Origin of the sequence: Bradyrhizobium sp. CCGUVB14 (assembly GCF_024199935.1) — a bacterium.
GTDB lineage: Bacteria > Pseudomonadota > Alphaproteobacteria > Rhizobiales > Xanthobacteraceae > Bradyrhizobium.
In genome coordinates this window covers 7,978,407-7,994,830 of record NZ_JANADS010000001.1, presented here as the reverse complement: position 1 = coordinate 7,994,830, position 16,424 = coordinate 7,978,407, and the positions used below count along the sequence as shown (strand labels likewise).

Sequence of the window (16,424 nt, the reverse complement as noted above, 5' to 3'; positions counted from 1 at the left end):
ATGGAGGAGGTCAAGCACGAGCTCGTCATTATCCGCCGGCGGAGCGCTTTCGAGGACGAGAAGGCGCACGGCGGCGTTTGGAAGATCGCCTATGCGGACTTCATGACCGCGATGATGGCGTTCTTCCTGGTGATGTGGCTGCTCAATGCGCTCAACCAGGACCAGAAGCAGGTCGTTGCGAGCTACTTCAACCCGATCAAGCTCGCGGAAAACGCACCCGCGCCGAAGGGACTGAAGGACCTCACCAAGAAGGAGCCGACGACGTTCGAGGGGCAGGATGGCAAGCGCCAGCCATCCGGGCCGAACGAGGAGCGCCGCGGCGACTCGCCGACGGCCGAAAAGCCGCCCTTCTACGAAGAGAAGGTTCTGTTCCGCGATCCCTATGCAACGCTCGCCGAAATCGCGGCCAGCTCGAACCAGGCCTCGGGCCAGCGGCGCGCCGGTGCGACGACTTCCGCGGAAGAAGATGGCCTCAAGGGCGGCGACGCCTATCGCGATCCGTTCGATCCCGGCTATTGGAAGCTTGCGCCCGAGGCCGCGAAGGAAGCAGACCGGATCATGGAGGGCGAGCCGAAGCCGAATGCTTCCGCGCGCGACAATTCGGCCGGCACAAATCAGGGCGAGCCGCGCCGTGGCAGGACCGATGACGCCGGTGGCAGCGTAGCCCCCGACGCGCAGGCGTCGTCCGCGAGCCAGTCGCCATTGTTGCCGCCGGGACCGGCGCCATCATCGTCTGTGCGCGACGCTAGCGTTCAGCCGAACATGCAGGCGAACCTTCAGGCCAACGCCGCGCCGCAGGCACGTCCCACCGACGCTCCGAAGGAATCCGAGCCGCGAGACGTGGCCCAGACCCAGCAGCCGACCGTCAAGCAGCTTCAATCTGCGATCGCCGATGCCCTGTCGGATATCAAGGCCGGCGCCGGGCCGGTGGCCGAGGTCCGCCAGGTCGAGGAGGGTCTGCTGGTCAGCCTGACCGACGATGCGAGCTTCGGCATGTTCGCGGTCGGATCGGCCGAGCCGCGGCCCGAGCTCGTTCGCGTCATTGACAAGATCGGCCCGCTGATCGCGAAGCGTCGCGGCATGATCATCGTCCGCGGTCATACCGATAACCGGCCCTACAAGTCGGACAATTACGACAATTGGCGGCTGTCCACGGCGCGCGCGCAGATGGCTTACTACATGCTGGTTCGCTCCGGCATCGATGCGCAGCGGATCGAGCATGTCGAAGGCTATGCCGACCGCCGGCCAAAGCTTCCGAATGATCCGGCCGCCGCGCAAAACCGGCGTATCGAGATCCTGATCCGGGAGAAGCGCCCTTGATCAGGCCGCTGCTCCGCGCCGGGCTGCTGATCGTGCTGTCGCTCGCGGCGACACGCGCATCTGCCGAACCGACGGCTCCGTCCGGGGAGCCGTTCGAGCTCGTCCGCACGCTGCAGGCGGTGCAGGACGGCATCGCCAATGGCGACACCGCGGCGCATGCCAGCCACATCGCGCTGATCCGGCAGATCGGCGAAAAATTTCTCGCCGCCGATGCGAGCGTGTGGAGCAATCCGCAGAACGGCCAGGCGGTCGTGATCTATCTGCTCAGCGGCGGCGCCCCACAGATCGTCCGCAAGCTACCGCGCGACAAGATCAATGTAGATTCGCGATTGTTCGACGGCGCGCTTGCTTATGTCGAAGGTCGGCAGGACGAGGCGAAGGACCTGCTCAAGGACGTCAAGCCGCGCACGCTCTCGTCCGGCATGGGCGGGCAGGTCGCACTGGTCCAGGGCGCGCTGTTCGCGCGTTCCGAGGCATCGCTCGCGATCGAGCGTCTCGACGACGCGCGCCTGCTGCTGCCGGGCACGCTGGTCGAAGAGGCGGCGCTGCGACGCGAGATCCTGCTGGTCGGGCAGGCGGAGGATTTCGACAAGTTCGAGTTCCTGACGCTGGCCTATATCCGCCACTACCGCAACTCGGTCTATGCCGGCGACTTCTGGCAACGCTTCTCCACCGGGCTGACGCAATCGAGTCTTGCGCTGGATGATCGCCGCTTTGCGCGGGTCGCGGCGCTGCTGGAACAGATCGACCGCGCCAGCCGCCTCAAGCTCTATCTGGTAATCGCGCGCGGCGCGTTGGTTCGCGGCAAGCTCGTCGTGACCCGGCTCGCAGGCGAACGGGCGCTGACGCTCAGCGCCGATGCCACGCCCGATCGTGAGCGTGCGCATTTCTACCGCGGCGCTTCCCGCGCGCTCACTGACGAATATGATGGCGGCCTCGCCGAGCTGAAGGCGCTCGACCGGGCGAAGTTGGCGGAGCGCGACGCCCTTCTTCTCAATGCAACCCTCCAGCTCGCGCTCGACGTCCGCAAGCCGATTGCGGGTCCGACTGCCGTCATGTCGGCCGACAAGCCGCCGCCCACGCCGGCCCGGATCGATCTGGCGTCGTCGAACGCAATGCTCGCGCGCGCACAGACGCAGCTCGGCGAACTGGAGCTTCTCACCAAGGATCGCCGTCCATGACCAAGCTTAGCGGAACGTCCGGACAGTTGTTCGCAGGCCTCGCCGAAAGTCTTACGCGCGGGGTGTCGCGCTCGGCGAAGGGGACTGCGACGACGGGGGCGAAAACGACGGACGATTCATCGTTTCACGATCTGCTTCACACGGTCTCGAACATGGCCAAGCGGGCGCTGGACGATCAGGGGAGCGACGCCAGCGCAAAGGCCGCTCCGGTACGCCCACGCCTGGTTCAACTGACCGAGCCCGACACACCGAAGGACGAGCCGGTGCACGAGCGCACCGAAGAGCCCAAATCGTCGACCAAGAAAGACCCGGTCGATCAAACGGCAAAGGCGGACGTGTCGAGCAGATTGACCGTTCCGACCATCGTGGGGCAGGAGCTCGCCGCCGCGCAGGCCGTGACGATGCAGACGCCGCAACCGTCGAACGACAAGAAGGACACCTCGGCCCGCGACGAACGACCCGGCGCGGCGAAACGCGACGTTCAGGGTATCACCGACGCAAAGGCTGTGACGGCAGATGTCGCGCGATCCTCCGTCGCGCCGTCGACCGTCGCGCATTCCACGGCCGATGCCTCGGGGCCGCGCCCACAGCCGGCCGCGGCGCCCCTTCAGGCGATGCCGGATGACAGCGACGTTCAACCGAAAGCCATGCCCGCCGCCACATCCGGGTTCGAAGCGGTCACAGCGAATGTCGAGCGCGCTGCAAAGTCCGCGGGCCGCGACGCGTTGCCCGAAACGACCAAGGTCACGGTGGTCCAGCAGGAGACGCATCTGCCTCCCGTGCAGCAGTTCAGCGCGAGCCAGCAGGTCGCGAACGCGGTGGTGTCGGACCTGAAGAGCTCGCCCGCGCCGACTGCGTCCGCCGCGGCCGATCTTGTCGGCGCGCAGAGCAATGCGCCGGATCAGCCGGTCAAGATCCTCACCGTCAATCTCGAGCCGCCGGATCTCGGCAACGTCACCGTGCGCCTTCGCCTCGTCGGCACCGAGGTGTCGGTTCAGCTCGCCGCCCAACGCAAGGACACCAGCACGATGCTGGATCAGCAGCGCGACCAGATTCGCGACCTGATGCAGTCGGCGGGCTACGTGGCTGACGTCGCACCCGTACAGCACGGCTCGCTCGATGGATTCCAGGCCGGATCCGGCCAGCCGCAGTCGCAGCCTCAGCTCGCGAGCCAGCAACAGCAATCATCCCAGTCGCAAGGCGCGTTCGGCGGCGCGGGCACTTCGTCCGGTCAGTCGGACGGCGGAGCCAGGCCAGCCCGGCAGGATCAGCAGCCCAACCAGGAGGCACGCCATGACCAGGACGTGGCGCCGCAGACTCGCCGCGGCCCTGTTTATCTGTAGCACCGGCGCTGCCGAGGCGGCGGCGACCGACGCTGCGCGCCCCTGCGAGCGCGAGATGGCGCGCGCCTCGCAGCAGCACGGGATTCCGCTCGGCATTCTTTATGCCGTCGGTCTCACCGAGACCGGCCGGCGCGGCGCGCTCTATCCCTACGCGCTCGGTGCGGAAGGGCAGACCGTGTTCGCCAAGGACATGGATGATGCAATGGCGAATTTCGAAGCGATGCGAGCCAGGGGCATCAAGCTGATCGATCTCGGCTGCATGCAGATCAACCATTATTTTCACGGCGACAAGTTCACGTCGGTGCGCGCGATGTTCGATCCGGCCAGGAACGTCGACTACGCCGCGCGCTTCCTCAAGGAGCTGAAGCAACGCGAGGGAAGCTGGACCATGGCGGTCGCCCGCTACAACGCCGGCCCCAACAATCAACCGGCGCAGAAGCGTTACGTCTGCCACATCGTCGCGCATCTCGTCTCCAGCGGCTTCGGTGCGTGGACCGACAAGGCGCGCTCGTTCTGCCAACCCAAGACAACGTGAGCCAACGAAGTAAAACGACGATGCATCGCATGAAGTTGTGCATCGCCGCCAATCATCAGCCCCGCGCAAGCAAGATCACCCATTGTAACGACAATCTGTCAAAGGAGCCCACTACATGAGCCTGTATGGTGTTATGCGCACCGGCGTTTCCGGTATGAACGCGCAGTCCAACAAGCTGTCGACGGTCTCGGACAACATCGCAAACGTCAACACGGTCGGCTACAAGCGGGCATCGACGGAATTCTCATCGCTGATCCTGAAGAGCGGCTCCGGCAACTACGACTCCGGCGCAGTCGAGACCACGGTTCGCTACGCCATCACCGATCCCGGCAACCTCCAGTTCACGACCTCGACGACGGACCTCGCGGTCCAGGGCAATGGCTTCTTCGTCGTGCAGGACACCAACGGCAACAGCTTCCTGACGCGCGCCGGCTCGTTCGTGCCCGACAGCTCGGGCAACCTGGTCAACACGGCCGGCTTCCAGCTGATGGGCTACAACATCCAGAATGGTGCCGCGCCCAACGTCGCCGCCAACGGCTTCGGTGGCCTGCAGGTCGTCAACGTCAACCAGATGGCGCTGCAGGCTTCGGCTTCGACCAAGGCAACCGTCGCGGCCAATCTGGATCCGAGTGCGACGAGCGGTGCAGGACCGGCGAGCCCCACCAACTACACCTCGAAGACGTCGATGGTGACCTATGACAATATCGGCAATCCCGTGACGCTCGACGTCTACATGAAGAATACCGGCGCGAACACATGGGATATCCAGACCTATAATGGATCGACGCTGCTTGCTCCGACGGGGTCCACCACGTTCACCTTTGACACGACGGCGACCGGCAAGGGAGCTCTGGCTGCAGCGAGCCCGAAAACGCTTTCGTATACCGTTACCAGCGGCGCCTCGACTTATCCCTTCACGATGGACCTCTCGGCCATGACCCAGGTCGCGTCGAGCTTCGACTTCAAGGCGACCGTCGACGGCAACGCGCCGTCCGCCGTCGACAAGGTCAATATCGACAGCAAGGGCGTGGTCACCGCAGTGCTCAAGAACGGCACCGAGCTTCCGAGCTTCCAGATCGCGCTCGCCACCGTGCCGAGCCCCGACCATCTGACGCCCGAGGTCGGCAACGTCTATTCGCCGAACCTGGACTCCGGAAACGTGCAGGTCGGCCTCGCCGGCCAGGGCGGTCTCGGAACCATCCAGTCCGGTGCGCTGGAAGATTCCAACGTCGATCTCGCGGACGAACTGACCTCGATGATCGAGGCGCAGCGCGGCTTCACCGCGAACTCGAAGTCGTTCCAGACCGGCGCTGATCTGCTCGACGTCGTCGTCAACCTGAAGCGCTGAATTCTTCAGCGCCCCTCCCGGGCAAGAGAACGTTCAAGAGCACGCCATGTCCCTTACGTCAGCCCTCGACTCCGCCCGCAATTCGCTCATGGCGTCGGGCATCCAGTCGTCGACCGTCTCGCGCAACATCGCCGGCGCCAGTTCGACCGGCTATTCGCGCAAGATCACGGTGCTGGACAATCTTCCCGGCGCCGGCGTCTACGTGGCGGCGATCCAGCGCGCCGCCAGTTCGGGTCTGTACAGCAACGTGCTGACCGCGACCTCCGCGGCGGCCACGCAGAGCGCGATCTATGACGGTCTCCAGAAGATCGCGTCTGCCACGGTGGACGATCCGCAGCTCGACCAGTCGCCGACGGCGCAGCTCAATGCGCTGAAGCAGGCGCTTCAGCAATATGCCAACGCTCCGGACAACACCACGCTGGCCCAGGCCGCCGTGACGTCCGCGAAGGACATGGCGACCGCGCTCAACCAGGCAACCCAGACCGTGCAGTCGGTCCGCGAGGGCGCGGATGCCGACATGAACATTTCGGTCCAGAACATCAACCAGCTGCTCTCCCAGTTCCAGACCGTCAATACGGCAATCGTGAAGGGGACGATCGCCGGCGACGACGTGACCGATTATCTCGACCAGCGCGACAGCATCGTCTCGAAGCTGTCCCAGGAGGTCGGCGTCACGATGTCGATCCGCACCAACGGCGATGCCGCGCTCTACACCGACAGCGGCGTGGTGCTGTTCGACAAGACGGCGCGGGCGGTGAGCTTCGCCCCGACCACGTCCTATTCGGCGAACATCAGCGGAAATGCGGTCTTTATCGACGGCGTGCCCGTGACCGGTCCCAATTCGGTGATGCCGATCAAGTCCGGCAAGCTCGCCGGTCTCGCCCAATTGCGCGACACCGACACGGTCACCTATCAGAGCCAGCTCGACGAAGTCGCCCGTGGCCTGATCAATACTTTCAAGGAAAGCGACCAGTCGGGCGCGTCGCTGCCCGACGTTCCCGGCCTCTTCACCTATCCTGGCTCGCCGGCGATGCCTGCAAGCGCCACCGTCTCGGTGGGCCTTGCCGGTACGATCTCGGTTGCCGCATCGGTCGATCCGGCCCAGGGCGGCAACCCGAATCTGCTGCGCGACGGTGCGATCAGCGGCAACGTCGCCTATCAATACAACACCGCCGGCAGCGGCGGCTATTCGACCCGGCTTCAGCAGCTCATCACCAACATGGATGCGTCGCAGCCGTTCGATGCGACCACGCAGGGCAAGCCGAACGGCAGCCTGATCGACTACGCGGCGTCGTCGACGAGCTGGATCGAAAACCAGCGCAAGACCGCAAACGACAACTCACAGTACCAGAGCACGCTGCTCGACCGCAGCACGACGGCGCTGTCGAACGTCAATGGCGTCAACATGGACGACGAGATGTCGTTGATGCTCCAGGTCGAGCGCACCTATTCGGCGTCGTCGAAGATCATCTCGACCGTCGACCAAATGTTGCAAGCCTTGCTAGCCGCCGTGGGGAATTAGTCATGATGAGCGCCAACTACATTTCGACCCTGATGTTGTCCTCGTCGTTGAGGTATTCGATCACGAGCAACCAGGCGGCGCTGAGCAAGGCGTCGACGGAGGCGACCACCGGCCGCTTCGCGGATGTCGGCCTGGAACTCGGCGCGACGACGGGAGGCGACGTCACCCTGCGCGCGGACATGAGCTTCGCCGACCAGCTCGTCGATACCAACGGGCTGGTCGCGGGACGCCTGGACGTGACCCAGGACCGCATCACCCAGCTCAGCACGACCGCAACGGACTTCCTCAAGGACCTGATCGCGGCCCGCAGCACCGACGGCGGCGGGCGGATCATCCTGCCGCCTGCGTCCTCCAACCTCCAGGATCTGATCGGCGCGCTGAACATCTCCTATAACGGCTCGTATCTGTTCTCCGGCATCAACACGCAGAACCAGCCGGTCACGGCTTACGCCGCCGGCTCGGCCAGCAAGAACCAGGTCGATAGCGATTTCTTTGCGGCCTTCGGCTTCTCGCAATCCTCGGCCAGCGTCAGCACGATTACCCCGGCTCAAATGCAGAGCTTCCTCAACGGTCCCTTCGATGCCGAGTTCGCGAGCCCGGCCTGGAACACCAACTGGTCGTCGGCCACCGACCAGGTCATGCAGAGCCGCATCTCCACCACCGAGATTGCCGATACGTCGGTCAGCGCCAACCAGACCGGTTTCCGCAAGCTCGCCGAGGCCTACACGATGATGGCCGATCTCGGGAATGCGAACCTCGACCAGTCGACGTTCCAGGTCGTGGTTGACAAGGCCATCGGCCTCGTCGGCAGCGCCATCACCGACCTCGCTGCGCTCGGCGGCAGCGTCGGCACGGTGCAGCAGCGCCTCACCACCGCGACCGACAAGCTCAAGACCCAGAAGGACATTCTGAACAATCAGATCGTCGGCATGGAGCAGGTCGATCCGACGGAGGCATCGGTGCGCGTCAATGCGCTGCAGACCCAGATCCAGACGGCGCTCGCGCTGACCTCGCAGCTCCAGAAGATCAGCCTCATCAACTATCTCTGAGCCGCGCGGCGGTCGCGTTCGCTTTTAGTTTCTTGCAATTTTCTGCGCAGAGTTGTCCGGATGACTTTTGAAGCCTACGAAACGGTCGTTGAAGACAGCGGCTACGAGGCGCGGGGGCGCGAGCGACAGGCGCTCAGCCTCGGCATCGACCGGCTGGAGCGGCTCCAGAGGGAGCACCACAGCAGGGAGGATCAGGTCCAGAGCCTGCTCTACGTCCGGCGGCTGTGGACCATCTTCATCGAGGATCTCGCGCATCCGGAGAACGGACTGCCCGAGCAGCTGCGCGCGGACATCATCTCGATCGGCCTGTGGGTCGTCAAGGAAGCCGATCGCCTTCGCGAAGAACGTTCGAGCGACGTGATGCAGCTCGTCGAAATCAACCGCATGATCCGAGACGCGCTTTAATGAAGATTTCCTTGCGGGCGGGCGAACGGGTCTACATCAACGGCGCGGTGCTGCGCGTGGACCGCAAGGTCTCGCTCGAGCTCGTCAACGACGTGATGTTCCTGCTGGAAGGGCAGGTCATGCAGGCCTCCGACGCCACCACGGCGATGCGCCAGCTCTATTTCATCGTCCAGCTCATGCTGATGAATCCGACGGATATCGCTGCTGCCGCCTCGCTCTACGGGCAGCACCACGCAGCCCTGCTCGCCGTGTGCGAGAACCGCGAGATGCTGGACGGGCTCGCTGCGATCGACGAGATGGTCGGCGGAACCCGCTACTTCGAAGCGCTCAAGCGGATCCGGGCGCTGTTTCCCCTGGAGCAGGCGATCCTGGCCGGCGCCAACACTGAAGCCCCATTCGAGGCTGCCTGACAACAGCGGAGAGGCACATGAACGTTTCCAGCGCAACCGATACCACCAGCACCAATTCGACGGGCTCGACGTCGTCCACCACGTCCACGTCGAACAACACCGTCGACTATAACACCTTCCTGCAGCTCCTCATCGCCGAGATGAAGAACCAGGATCCGACCAATCCGATGGATACGTCGCAATATATGAGCCAGTTCGCTCAGCTGTCGTCGGTCGAGCAGGCGATGCAGACCAATACGAAGCTGGATTCGCTGCTGTCCTCGCAGGCGCTGTCGCAGGCGGACGGACTGATCGGGAAGAACGTCAGCTTCACCGACTCGACCGGCGCGACCTTCACCGGCAAGGTTGCGTCGATCTCGATCAACAGCAACGGCTCGGTCGCGACCCTCGAGGACGGCACCAAGGTCGCGGTCGGCCCCGGCCTGACGATCAGCTAGCCATGAACGAGCGGGACGCCCTCGACATCGTCCAGGCGGCGATCTGGACCATCCTCGTTGCCTGCGGACCCGCGGTCGGCGCCGGGATGCTGGTCGGCATCGTTATCGCGCTGATCCAGGCCCTGACCCAGGTCCAGGAGGCGACGCTGACCTTCGTTCCGAAGATCGTCGTCATCCTCGTGGTCGTGGCGGTCTCCGGCTCCTTCATCGGCGCCCATATCTCCACCTTCACCGAGATGGTCTATTCGCGGATCGAGCACGGCTTCTGATCCGCGGAGAGCTCCGGCCACCACCCTCGCGTAAGCTTTGCGGGGCAAAATGCAGGCGGACCCTGCTGCCGGTGACCCATGGCCGATACTTTAGCTGCTAGCCTGCCCAACCCGCGACGTGTCGGCGCGGATGCCTTCTTCGCGGGCGGTATCGTGGCCATGCTCACGATCCTGTTCCTGCCGATACCTCCGCTTCTGATCGACCTCGGCCTGGCGTTCTCGATCGCGCTCGCGGCGCTGATCCTGATGGTCGCATTGTGGATCCAGCGGCCGCTCGACTTCTCCGCCTTCCCGACGGTCCTGCTGATCGCGACGATCCTGCGGCTGGCGCTCAACGTGGCGACGACCCGCCTGATCCTGTCCCGCGGCGGGGAGGGCGAACAGGCTGCCGGCCATGTCGTCGCCGGCTTCTCGAAATTCGTCATGGGCGGCGACTTCGTCATCGGCCTGATCATCTTCGCGATCCTGGTCACGGTGAATTTCGTCGTGATCACCAAGGGCGCGACGCGTATCGCCGAAGTCGGCGCTCGCTTTACCCTGGACGCCATCCCGGGCAAGCAGATGGCGATCGACGCGGACCTGTCGGCGGGCCTGATCGACGACAAGGAAGCGCAGCGCCGGCGCCGCGAGCTCGAAGAGGAAAGCTCCTTCTTCGGCGCAATGGACGGTGCCTCGAAATTCGTCCGCGGCGATGCCATCGCCGGCCTGATCATCACCGCGATCAACATCTTCGGCGGCATCATCATCGGCGTCACCCATCACGGCCTGACGCTGTCGCGTGCTGCCGACGTCTACACAAAACTCTCCGTCGGCGACGGTCTGGTCACGCAGATGCCGGCACTGATCGTATCGCTTTCGGCGGGCCTGCTGGTCTCCAAGGGCGGCACCAGGGGTTCGGCGGAGCAGGCCGTGCTGCGGCAGCTCGGCGGCTACCCGCGCGCGGTGTCGGCGGCGTCGTTGATGATGTTCGTGCTTGCCTTGATGCCCGGCCTGCCGATGGCGCCGTTCGTGCTCCTGGGCGGCGTCATGGCCTTCGTCGGCTACTCGCTGCCGAAGCGGCAGGCGGCTGCGCAGCAGAAGGAGGCGGCGCGCAAGGCGGAAGAGCGCGCGCAGAACGATGCCAAGGAATCCGTCAAGGAGTCGCTCAAGACCGCCGAAATCGAGCTGTCGCTCGGCAGCCATCTGTCGGTCCATTTGCTCGGCTCGCGCAACGAGCTCGCGCACCGCGTCAGCAAGATCCGCAAGAAGTTCGCCAAGCAGTACGGCTTCGTCATTCCCGAGATCAAGCTGTCGGATAATCTGTCGATCGATCCCAAGGGCTACCAGATCCGGATCCACGATACCCGCGTCGCCCATGGCGAGCTCAGGATCGGCGAGGTGATGGTGCTGGTGGACAAGGACGGCAAGCCCGACGTGCCCGGCGACGAGGTAATCGAGCCCGCGTTCGGCATGAAGGCGCTGTGGGTGACCGAAGCCTTCACCGATGAAGTCAGGCGGCAGGGCTGCAAGCCGGTCGACAATCTGTCGGTGCTGCTCACGCATCTGAGCGAGGTGCTCAGGGCGAATCTCTCCCAGCTGCTGTCCTACAAGGATATGCGCGGGCTGCTTGACCGGCTCGAGCCGGAGTACAAGCGCCTGGTCGACGATCTCTGTCCGTCGCAGATCTCCTATTCGGGCCTGCTGGCGATCCTGAAGATCCTGCTGGGCGAGCGGGTGTCGATCCGGAATCTTCACCTGATCCTCGAGGCGATCGCCGAGATCGCGCCGCATGTGCGGCGTTCCGAGCAGGTGGCCGAGCACGTGCGCATGCGCCTGGCTCAGCAGATCTGCGGTGATCTCTCCGACAATGGCGTGCTCAACGTCCTTCGCCTCGGCAACCGCTGGGATCTCGCCTTCCACCAGAGCCTGAAGCGCGACGGCAAGGGCGACGTCGTCGAGTTCGACGCCGACCCGCGCCTGATCGAACAGTTCGCGACCGAAGCCAGTGCCGCGATCCGGAAATTCACCGAGGACGGCACCAGCGTGGTGCTGGCGGTGACGCCGGAAGCCCGCCCCTATGTCCGCATGATCCTGGAACGGGTGTTCCCGACATTGCCGATCTTGTCGCACGTCGAGGTCGCTCGCAGCGCCGAGATCCGGGCGCTCGGAGCCATCTCGTGATCAGCGGCCTCGCCGACAACGTGCTCGCGACGTTCATCGTATTCTGCCGCATCGGCTCCTGCCTGATGCTGGTGCCCGGCTATTCCAGCACGAACGTGCCGCCGCAGATCCGCCTGTTCGTCGCGCTCGTGACGACGTTTGCGCTGTCACCGATCCTGGTCTCGATGCTGAAGCCGCTGGTGGACGATGCGTCGCCGCTGACGCTCGCGCTGCTGATCGGCACCGAGATATTGGTCGGCAGCGTCATCGGTCTCGGCGGACGCGTGTTCTTCCTCGCGCTCCAGACCATGTCCACCGTCATGGCGAGCTCGATCGGGCTCAGCAACATCCCGGGCGTGCCGCTCGGCGACAACGATCCGACGCCGGCCTCGGTGCCGCTGATCATGGCCGCAGTCACCACGCTGTTCTTCCTCACCGACCAGCATTGGCAAGTCGTGCGTGGGTTGATGAACTCCTACGACGTCTGGCATCCCGGTGAGAGGTTGAGCGGCGAGATGGCGCTGAATCAGCTCACGAGCCGCCTCACGGACGCGTTCGTGCTGACGCTGCGGATCACCAGCCCCTTCATCGTCTATTCCGTCATCGTCAATTTTTCGATCGGCCTCATCAACAAGCTGACGCCGTCGATTGCGGTCTATTTCGTCTCGGTGCCGTTCGTCCTGGTCGGCGGCCTGCTGCTGCTCTATCTCACCAGCGACGAGTTGCTGACGCAATTCATGCTCGGCATGTCGTCGTGGCTGGCGGGATGACGGGCCATGAATTCGCGCGCGGACAAGCTCGGTCGGATCGTCTCGCTGGTGAAGCTTCAGCTCCGTCTGTCCGAATGGCAGCTCGCGCAATTGCGGCAGCAGGAGCAGACCATGCAGGATGAGCAGGTTTGGCTCGTTGGGACTCTGAACGAGGGAAAGCCGCCGGCCGGATCGTCGAGCGAGTCGCTCGCGAAGCGCCTCAACAGGACGACCGTCGGCGCGCGCGCCGTGCAAGAGCGGGCCGCGATGCAGCTCGCCAAGGTCCGCTCGGAGAACCGGCGCGTCAAACAGCTCGAGGAGGTCGCCAAGGTGGCGTTGTCCGAAAAGCTGCGCGACGCCGAGAAGCGCTCGCTCGAGGACATGATCGAGACACATGCCGCCGTTCGCGATTTGACGCCGCGGCCAGCCAGCCGGAACAAGACATGATCGTGACAGCGACACCCGACCTCGTTCTCGACGTCCTCGACGCCGCCGATCCGGTGACGCAGCGCGCCGCGACCGCGAAGCTCGACGCGCTGAAATCGTCGGGCGCCGATTTCGCCGCGACGATGGAGTCCGAGGCCACCAAGGCCGCCGCGGCAGCGGCCGATCAATCCGCCGCAAACGTGGCGGAGACGCAGTCCGGGGTGGTGAACGGGCCGCCGGTGCAGGTGATCAAGAAGCCCGGCCCGGATGAGGTCTATCGCAAGTTCGAGGCGTTCATCCTCCAGACCTTTGTCGAGACGATGCTGCCGAAGGAGTCGGAGGAAGTGTTCGGCAAGGGCACCGCCGGCGGCGTCTGGAAATCGATGCTGGCCGAGCAGCTGGGCGCCCAGCTCGCGAAGGGCAAGGGGATCGGAATTGCCAAGCAGCTCGCGTCCGCACACCCGCCTGGTCCGGATGTGACGGGCAAGTCGGGCTGATGGATCTGGGACACGGGTGACCAAAGTTGAAGGGTGAATTTGCTATGCAGGTGGAACAGGGCGCGACACTTCCGGTGATGGAGCAGCCGGTCGTCGAACAGCAGGTCTTGGACTCCGAGATGATGACCGGGGCCGCGCCGGGCGATGCTCTGTTGCCCGTGCTGCTGCCGAATGTCGGCGGCGAGATGCCGTTCGACGAAGCCGAGGCGGCAAGATTGGAGGCGACGCGGGCCGAGGAGGTCAGCGGCCTGCTGTCAGCGATCCGCCGGCTCGAGAACATCGTCGAGGAGGAAACCGTCGCGCTCGCGACCGGACAGAAGGTCGATTTCGACGATTTCAGCATGCGCAAGAGCCGGAGCATGCTGGAATTCGTTCGACTGATGCGGGCGCGGATGCATCTCGGCGGCGAAAGCGAGATCACCGAGGAGATCCGGCGGCTGCGCGAGAAGCTCGAGCGCAACCGTTCGCTCCTCGAAATGCATTACGACGCCGTGCGTGAGGTTGCGACCATCATCGTCAGGGCGATCAAGGATGCCGAGTCTGACGGCACCTACACCGGTCGCGCAGCGCGGGACGGAAAATGATCAAGCTGGTGCTGGCCGGGCTCTGGGTATGCATCCTCACCGCGGGCACGAGCTACGGCGTGGCCTATTGGAAGGAAAACGGCACCCTGCTGCCCGCGAAGGACGAATATCTGGACGGGCTGCAATACCAGAAGACCCGGGCGCTGAGCATCCCCATGGTCGAGGGCGGCGCCGTGCAGGGCTACATCGTCGCGCGCTTCGTCTACACGGTGGAGGCGCGAACCATGCACCAGCTCACCGTTCCGCCCGAGCCGTTCGTCGTGGACGAGGCCTTCCGCAGGATCTACGCTGACGACAAGCTCGATTTCAGGAAGCTCGCCCGCTACGACCTCTCCGTCCTGACCGCTGGGATCAAGCAGCGCGTCAACGAGCGGATGCAGGCCGACATCGTCCAGGACGTGCTGGTCGAGGACTTCAACTACGTCTCCAAGGAAGAATTCCAGCAGAAGCCGTAACGCGCCGGGCCGCGAGGCCACACGGGTGCAACGACGTTTCTGCTGCTGAAGCAAGCCGGCCTCTGCGGATGTCCCCGCAGAGGCCGGTTGTTGTTTGCGAGCCGTGGCTTGAAAGTACATGACCCGGAAAGGTGTGCGGCGGCTTTCCGGGGCATGTTCAAATCCAAAGCGCGATGAGGATCTCACCCGATCTCATCGCGCTTTGGCGCGTCAGTTGCCGGCCGGGTACGCCGCCGGGGCGGCATGTGCCCGGTTCAGGAGGATACCGACCTCGTCGAGCTCCTGCATCGGCTCGTCGATGGCCTCGTTGGCGGGGATGTTGAGCCGGTATCCGACGTAGCGCCGTGCCACGATTGCGTCGAAACCGAGCCGGTCACGCAGCTTCTTGCGCAGCTTGCTGACGTGGCTTTCGATCACGCTCTCGTCGAACGTGGATTCGAAGATCCCGTAGACTGCGTTGAAGATCTGCGTCTTGGTGATCCACTTGCCGTGATTGCTGACCATATACTCGAGAATGCGCAGCTCGCGGCGGGGCAGTGTGAGGGCATGGCCCGCGATTTCGGGGTCACGTCCGTTGAAGAAGACCTGGATCCGGGTCTCGCAGGGCCTTGGCAGCTCGCCCACCCGGCGGCGGGCGATCGCGGCCGTTCGGGCGAGGATCTCACGCAGGTGAATCGGCACATGAACCACGTCGTCCACGCCGGATTCAAACAGCTCCAGCGTGTTCTTGAGCATCTTCTGGCCACTCATGGCGATGATCGGAGCCGTGGACCGCTTGCGCATCGCCCGTGGCAGACTTCCGCGGGCATCGCAGTCCCCCAGAAGGAAGGCATCGACCGCTGCCAGGTCCGATTCGTTCGCGGATTGCAGCCAGTCCCAGAATTCTCCGGAGGAGAACCCGATCGACGATACGCCCTCGCGAACGAGCCCTCCTACGTAGCTGTTCGTGACGCTCTCGCGATCATCAACGATTATATACATTAGTCAGTCGCCCCTGTTTCGCACTTGCAGCGGCCGGGAGTTGTTGTGATGCCCCGGCTCGACGCCATGCTGTTTGACGATATTCCCTCCCGCGAACCGTTGTTATGTTTCGATGTTCGCGGGCAGCCCTACGCATTCAGTGCCTGCGTGAGCAGGCCTGCTACTTCGACTCAATACTGAACGCTTACTGCGTGAGGCTCGGCGGGTGTCTTACGGATCACCCCGCGGAGCGGTGAGACAGCGACCTAGAATAGTTGCGCTACGTTGCTGATTACGTCCGAACGCTACTGAACTTGGTCGATCTCCTCGCCAACTGGCGAGAATCACTTGAGTAGGACCGTAACAATTGCCGATTTCCGATCAAGCGTGCGGAACAAAGCGTTTGCTACGTGTGCTTGATGCTGTTGGTTTGTTTCTGGTTGTTTCTTTGTATGTCAAAGATCATCAGTTGATTTGAAATCCAAACTACTTTTGCACCGTGACGGTTATAAAGTTCCATATGCCCGTACAAATACAGCTATTTTGGGTAGTGCTGTCGGGCTGTCGCAGGGAGGGGGTTTCAACCCCGGATTGACTCTCCTGGCCGCGCACCCGGCTGCGACAATTCGACTCATGTATGGCGACGAGACTCCAGCTTGGCGAAATCTTGGCGAGTGTGTGTCTTTCGAGTCGCACTTTCGCCTCGTGCATGACGCGTTGGACTCATTCGATGTCGCATTGTTTGTGACGAATAGATTTTTTGACGCGCACGTTTCAGGCAAGCTTCGCCAACTA

General features: G+C 63.9%; 18 protein-coding genes. 17 read left to right on the top strand and 1 reads right to left on the bottom strand.

What is annotated here, in order from left to right; genetic code table 11:
* The 17 genes from NLM32_RS37320 to NLM32_RS37240 all read left to right on the top strand — a co-directional run bounded on the left by NLM32_RS37320 (position 1) and on the right by NLM32_RS37240 (position 14,669).
* Positions 1–1,320: a MotB family protein gene (locus NLM32_RS37320; RefSeq protein WP_254133677.1), complete on the top strand. Its 1,320-nt coding sequence runs from the start codon at positions 1–3 to the stop codon at positions 1,318–1,320.
* Positions 1,317–2,501, top strand: coding sequence for a chemotaxis protein (locus NLM32_RS37315; RefSeq protein WP_254133676.1), 1,185 nt, complete (start codon positions 1,317–1,319; stop codon positions 2,499–2,501). Before NLM32_RS37320 ends, NLM32_RS37315 begins: the two co-directional genes overlap by 4 nt.
* On the top strand, positions 2,498–3,844 hold the full coding sequence (locus NLM32_RS37310; RefSeq protein WP_254133675.1) for a flagellar hook-length control protein FliK: 1,347 nt from the start codon (positions 2,498–2,500) through the stop codon (positions 3,842–3,844). The genes NLM32_RS37315 and NLM32_RS37310 overlap by 4 nt, the downstream gene beginning before the upstream one ends.
* Positions 3,795–4,379 carry a transglycosylase SLT domain-containing protein gene (locus NLM32_RS37305; RefSeq protein WP_254133674.1) on the top strand — a complete coding sequence of 195 codons (585 nt, stop codon included), beginning with the start codon at positions 3,795–3,797 and terminating at the stop codon, positions 4,377–4,379. Before NLM32_RS37310 ends, NLM32_RS37305 begins: the two co-directional genes overlap by 50 nt.
* A 115-nt stretch (positions 4,380–4,494) precedes the next feature.
* On the top strand, positions 4,495–5,727 hold the full coding sequence (locus NLM32_RS37300; RefSeq protein WP_254133673.1) for a flagellar hook protein FlgE: 1,233 nt from the start codon (positions 4,495–4,497) through the stop codon (positions 5,725–5,727).
* 46 nt (positions 5,728–5,773) lie between these two features.
* Positions 5,774–7,249, top strand: coding sequence for a flagellar hook-associated protein FlgK (flgK, locus tag NLM32_RS37295; protein WP_254133672.1), 1,476 nt, complete (start codon positions 5,774–5,776; stop codon positions 7,247–7,249).
* Positions 7,250–7,251: 2 nt separating this feature from the next.
* The gene (locus tag NLM32_RS37290; protein WP_254133671.1) at positions 7,252–8,298 is read left to right on the top strand and encodes a flagellar hook-associated family protein; all 1,047 of its coding nucleotides are present in this window, start codon (positions 7,252–7,254) and stop codon (positions 8,296–8,298) included.
* A gap of 60 nt (positions 8,299–8,358) precedes the next feature.
* A complete protein-coding gene (gene flaF / locus NLM32_RS37285) occupies positions 8,359–8,703 on the top strand; it encodes a flagellar biosynthesis regulator FlaF (RefSeq protein WP_254133670.1) in 345 nt (114 codons plus the stop codon).
* Complete coding sequence (gene flbT, locus NLM32_RS37280) at positions 8,703–9,113, top strand: flagellar biosynthesis repressor FlbT (protein WP_254133669.1); 411 nt, start codon at positions 8,703–8,705, stop codon at positions 9,111–9,113. Before flaF ends, flbT begins: the two co-directional genes overlap by 1 nt.
* Positions 9,114–9,130: 17 nt before the next feature.
* Positions 9,131–9,550 (top strand): flagellar hook assembly protein FlgD, encoded by a 420-nt coding sequence (flgD, locus tag NLM32_RS37275; protein ID WP_254133668.1) that lies wholly within the window; start codon positions 9,131–9,133, stop codon positions 9,548–9,550.
* Positions 9,551–9,552: 2 nt separating this feature from the next.
* Positions 9,553–9,819: a flagellar biosynthesis protein FliQ gene (gene fliQ, locus NLM32_RS37270; protein ID WP_254133667.1), complete on the top strand. Its 267-nt coding sequence runs from the start codon at positions 9,553–9,555 to the stop codon at positions 9,817–9,819.
* A 78-nt stretch (positions 9,820–9,897) separates the two neighbouring features.
* A complete protein-coding gene (gene flhA / locus NLM32_RS37265) occupies positions 9,898–11,979 on the top strand; it encodes a flagellar biosynthesis protein FlhA (RefSeq protein ID WP_254133666.1) in 2,082 nt (693 codons plus the stop codon).
* Positions 11,976–12,728 (top strand): flagellar biosynthesis protein FliR, encoded by a 753-nt coding sequence (gene fliR, locus NLM32_RS37260; protein WP_254133665.1) that lies wholly within the window; start codon positions 11,976–11,978, stop codon positions 12,726–12,728. The genes flhA and fliR overlap by 4 nt, the downstream gene beginning before the upstream one ends.
* A 6-nt stretch (positions 12,729–12,734) precedes the next feature.
* Complete coding sequence (locus tag NLM32_RS37255; protein WP_254133664.1) at positions 12,735–13,154, top strand: hypothetical protein; 420 nt, start codon at positions 12,735–12,737, stop codon at positions 13,152–13,154.
* Positions 13,151–13,630 (top strand): rod-binding protein, encoded by a 480-nt coding sequence (locus NLM32_RS37250; RefSeq protein WP_254133663.1) that lies wholly within the window; start codon positions 13,151–13,153, stop codon positions 13,628–13,630. The genes NLM32_RS37255 and NLM32_RS37250 overlap by 4 nt, the downstream gene beginning before the upstream one ends.
* Positions 13,631–13,674: 44 nt before the next feature.
* Positions 13,675–14,214 (top strand): flagellar biosynthesis protein FlgN, encoded by a 540-nt coding sequence (locus NLM32_RS37245; protein WP_254133662.1) that lies wholly within the window; start codon positions 13,675–13,677, stop codon positions 14,212–14,214.
* Positions 14,211–14,669, top strand: a complete 459-nt coding sequence (locus NLM32_RS37240; protein WP_254133661.1) for a hypothetical protein — start codon at positions 14,211–14,213, stop codon at positions 14,667–14,669. The genes NLM32_RS37245 and NLM32_RS37240 overlap by 4 nt, the downstream gene beginning before the upstream one ends.
* Positions 14,670–14,879: 210 nt before the next feature.
* Here the strand turns inward: NLM32_RS37240 and NLM32_RS37235 are convergent, their stop codons facing one another.
* Entirely contained in the window at positions 14,880–15,650 is a 771-nt protein-coding gene (locus NLM32_RS37235) for a response regulator transcription factor (protein WP_187434668.1), read from the bottom strand.
* Positions 15,651–16,424 lie beyond the last annotated feature (774 nt).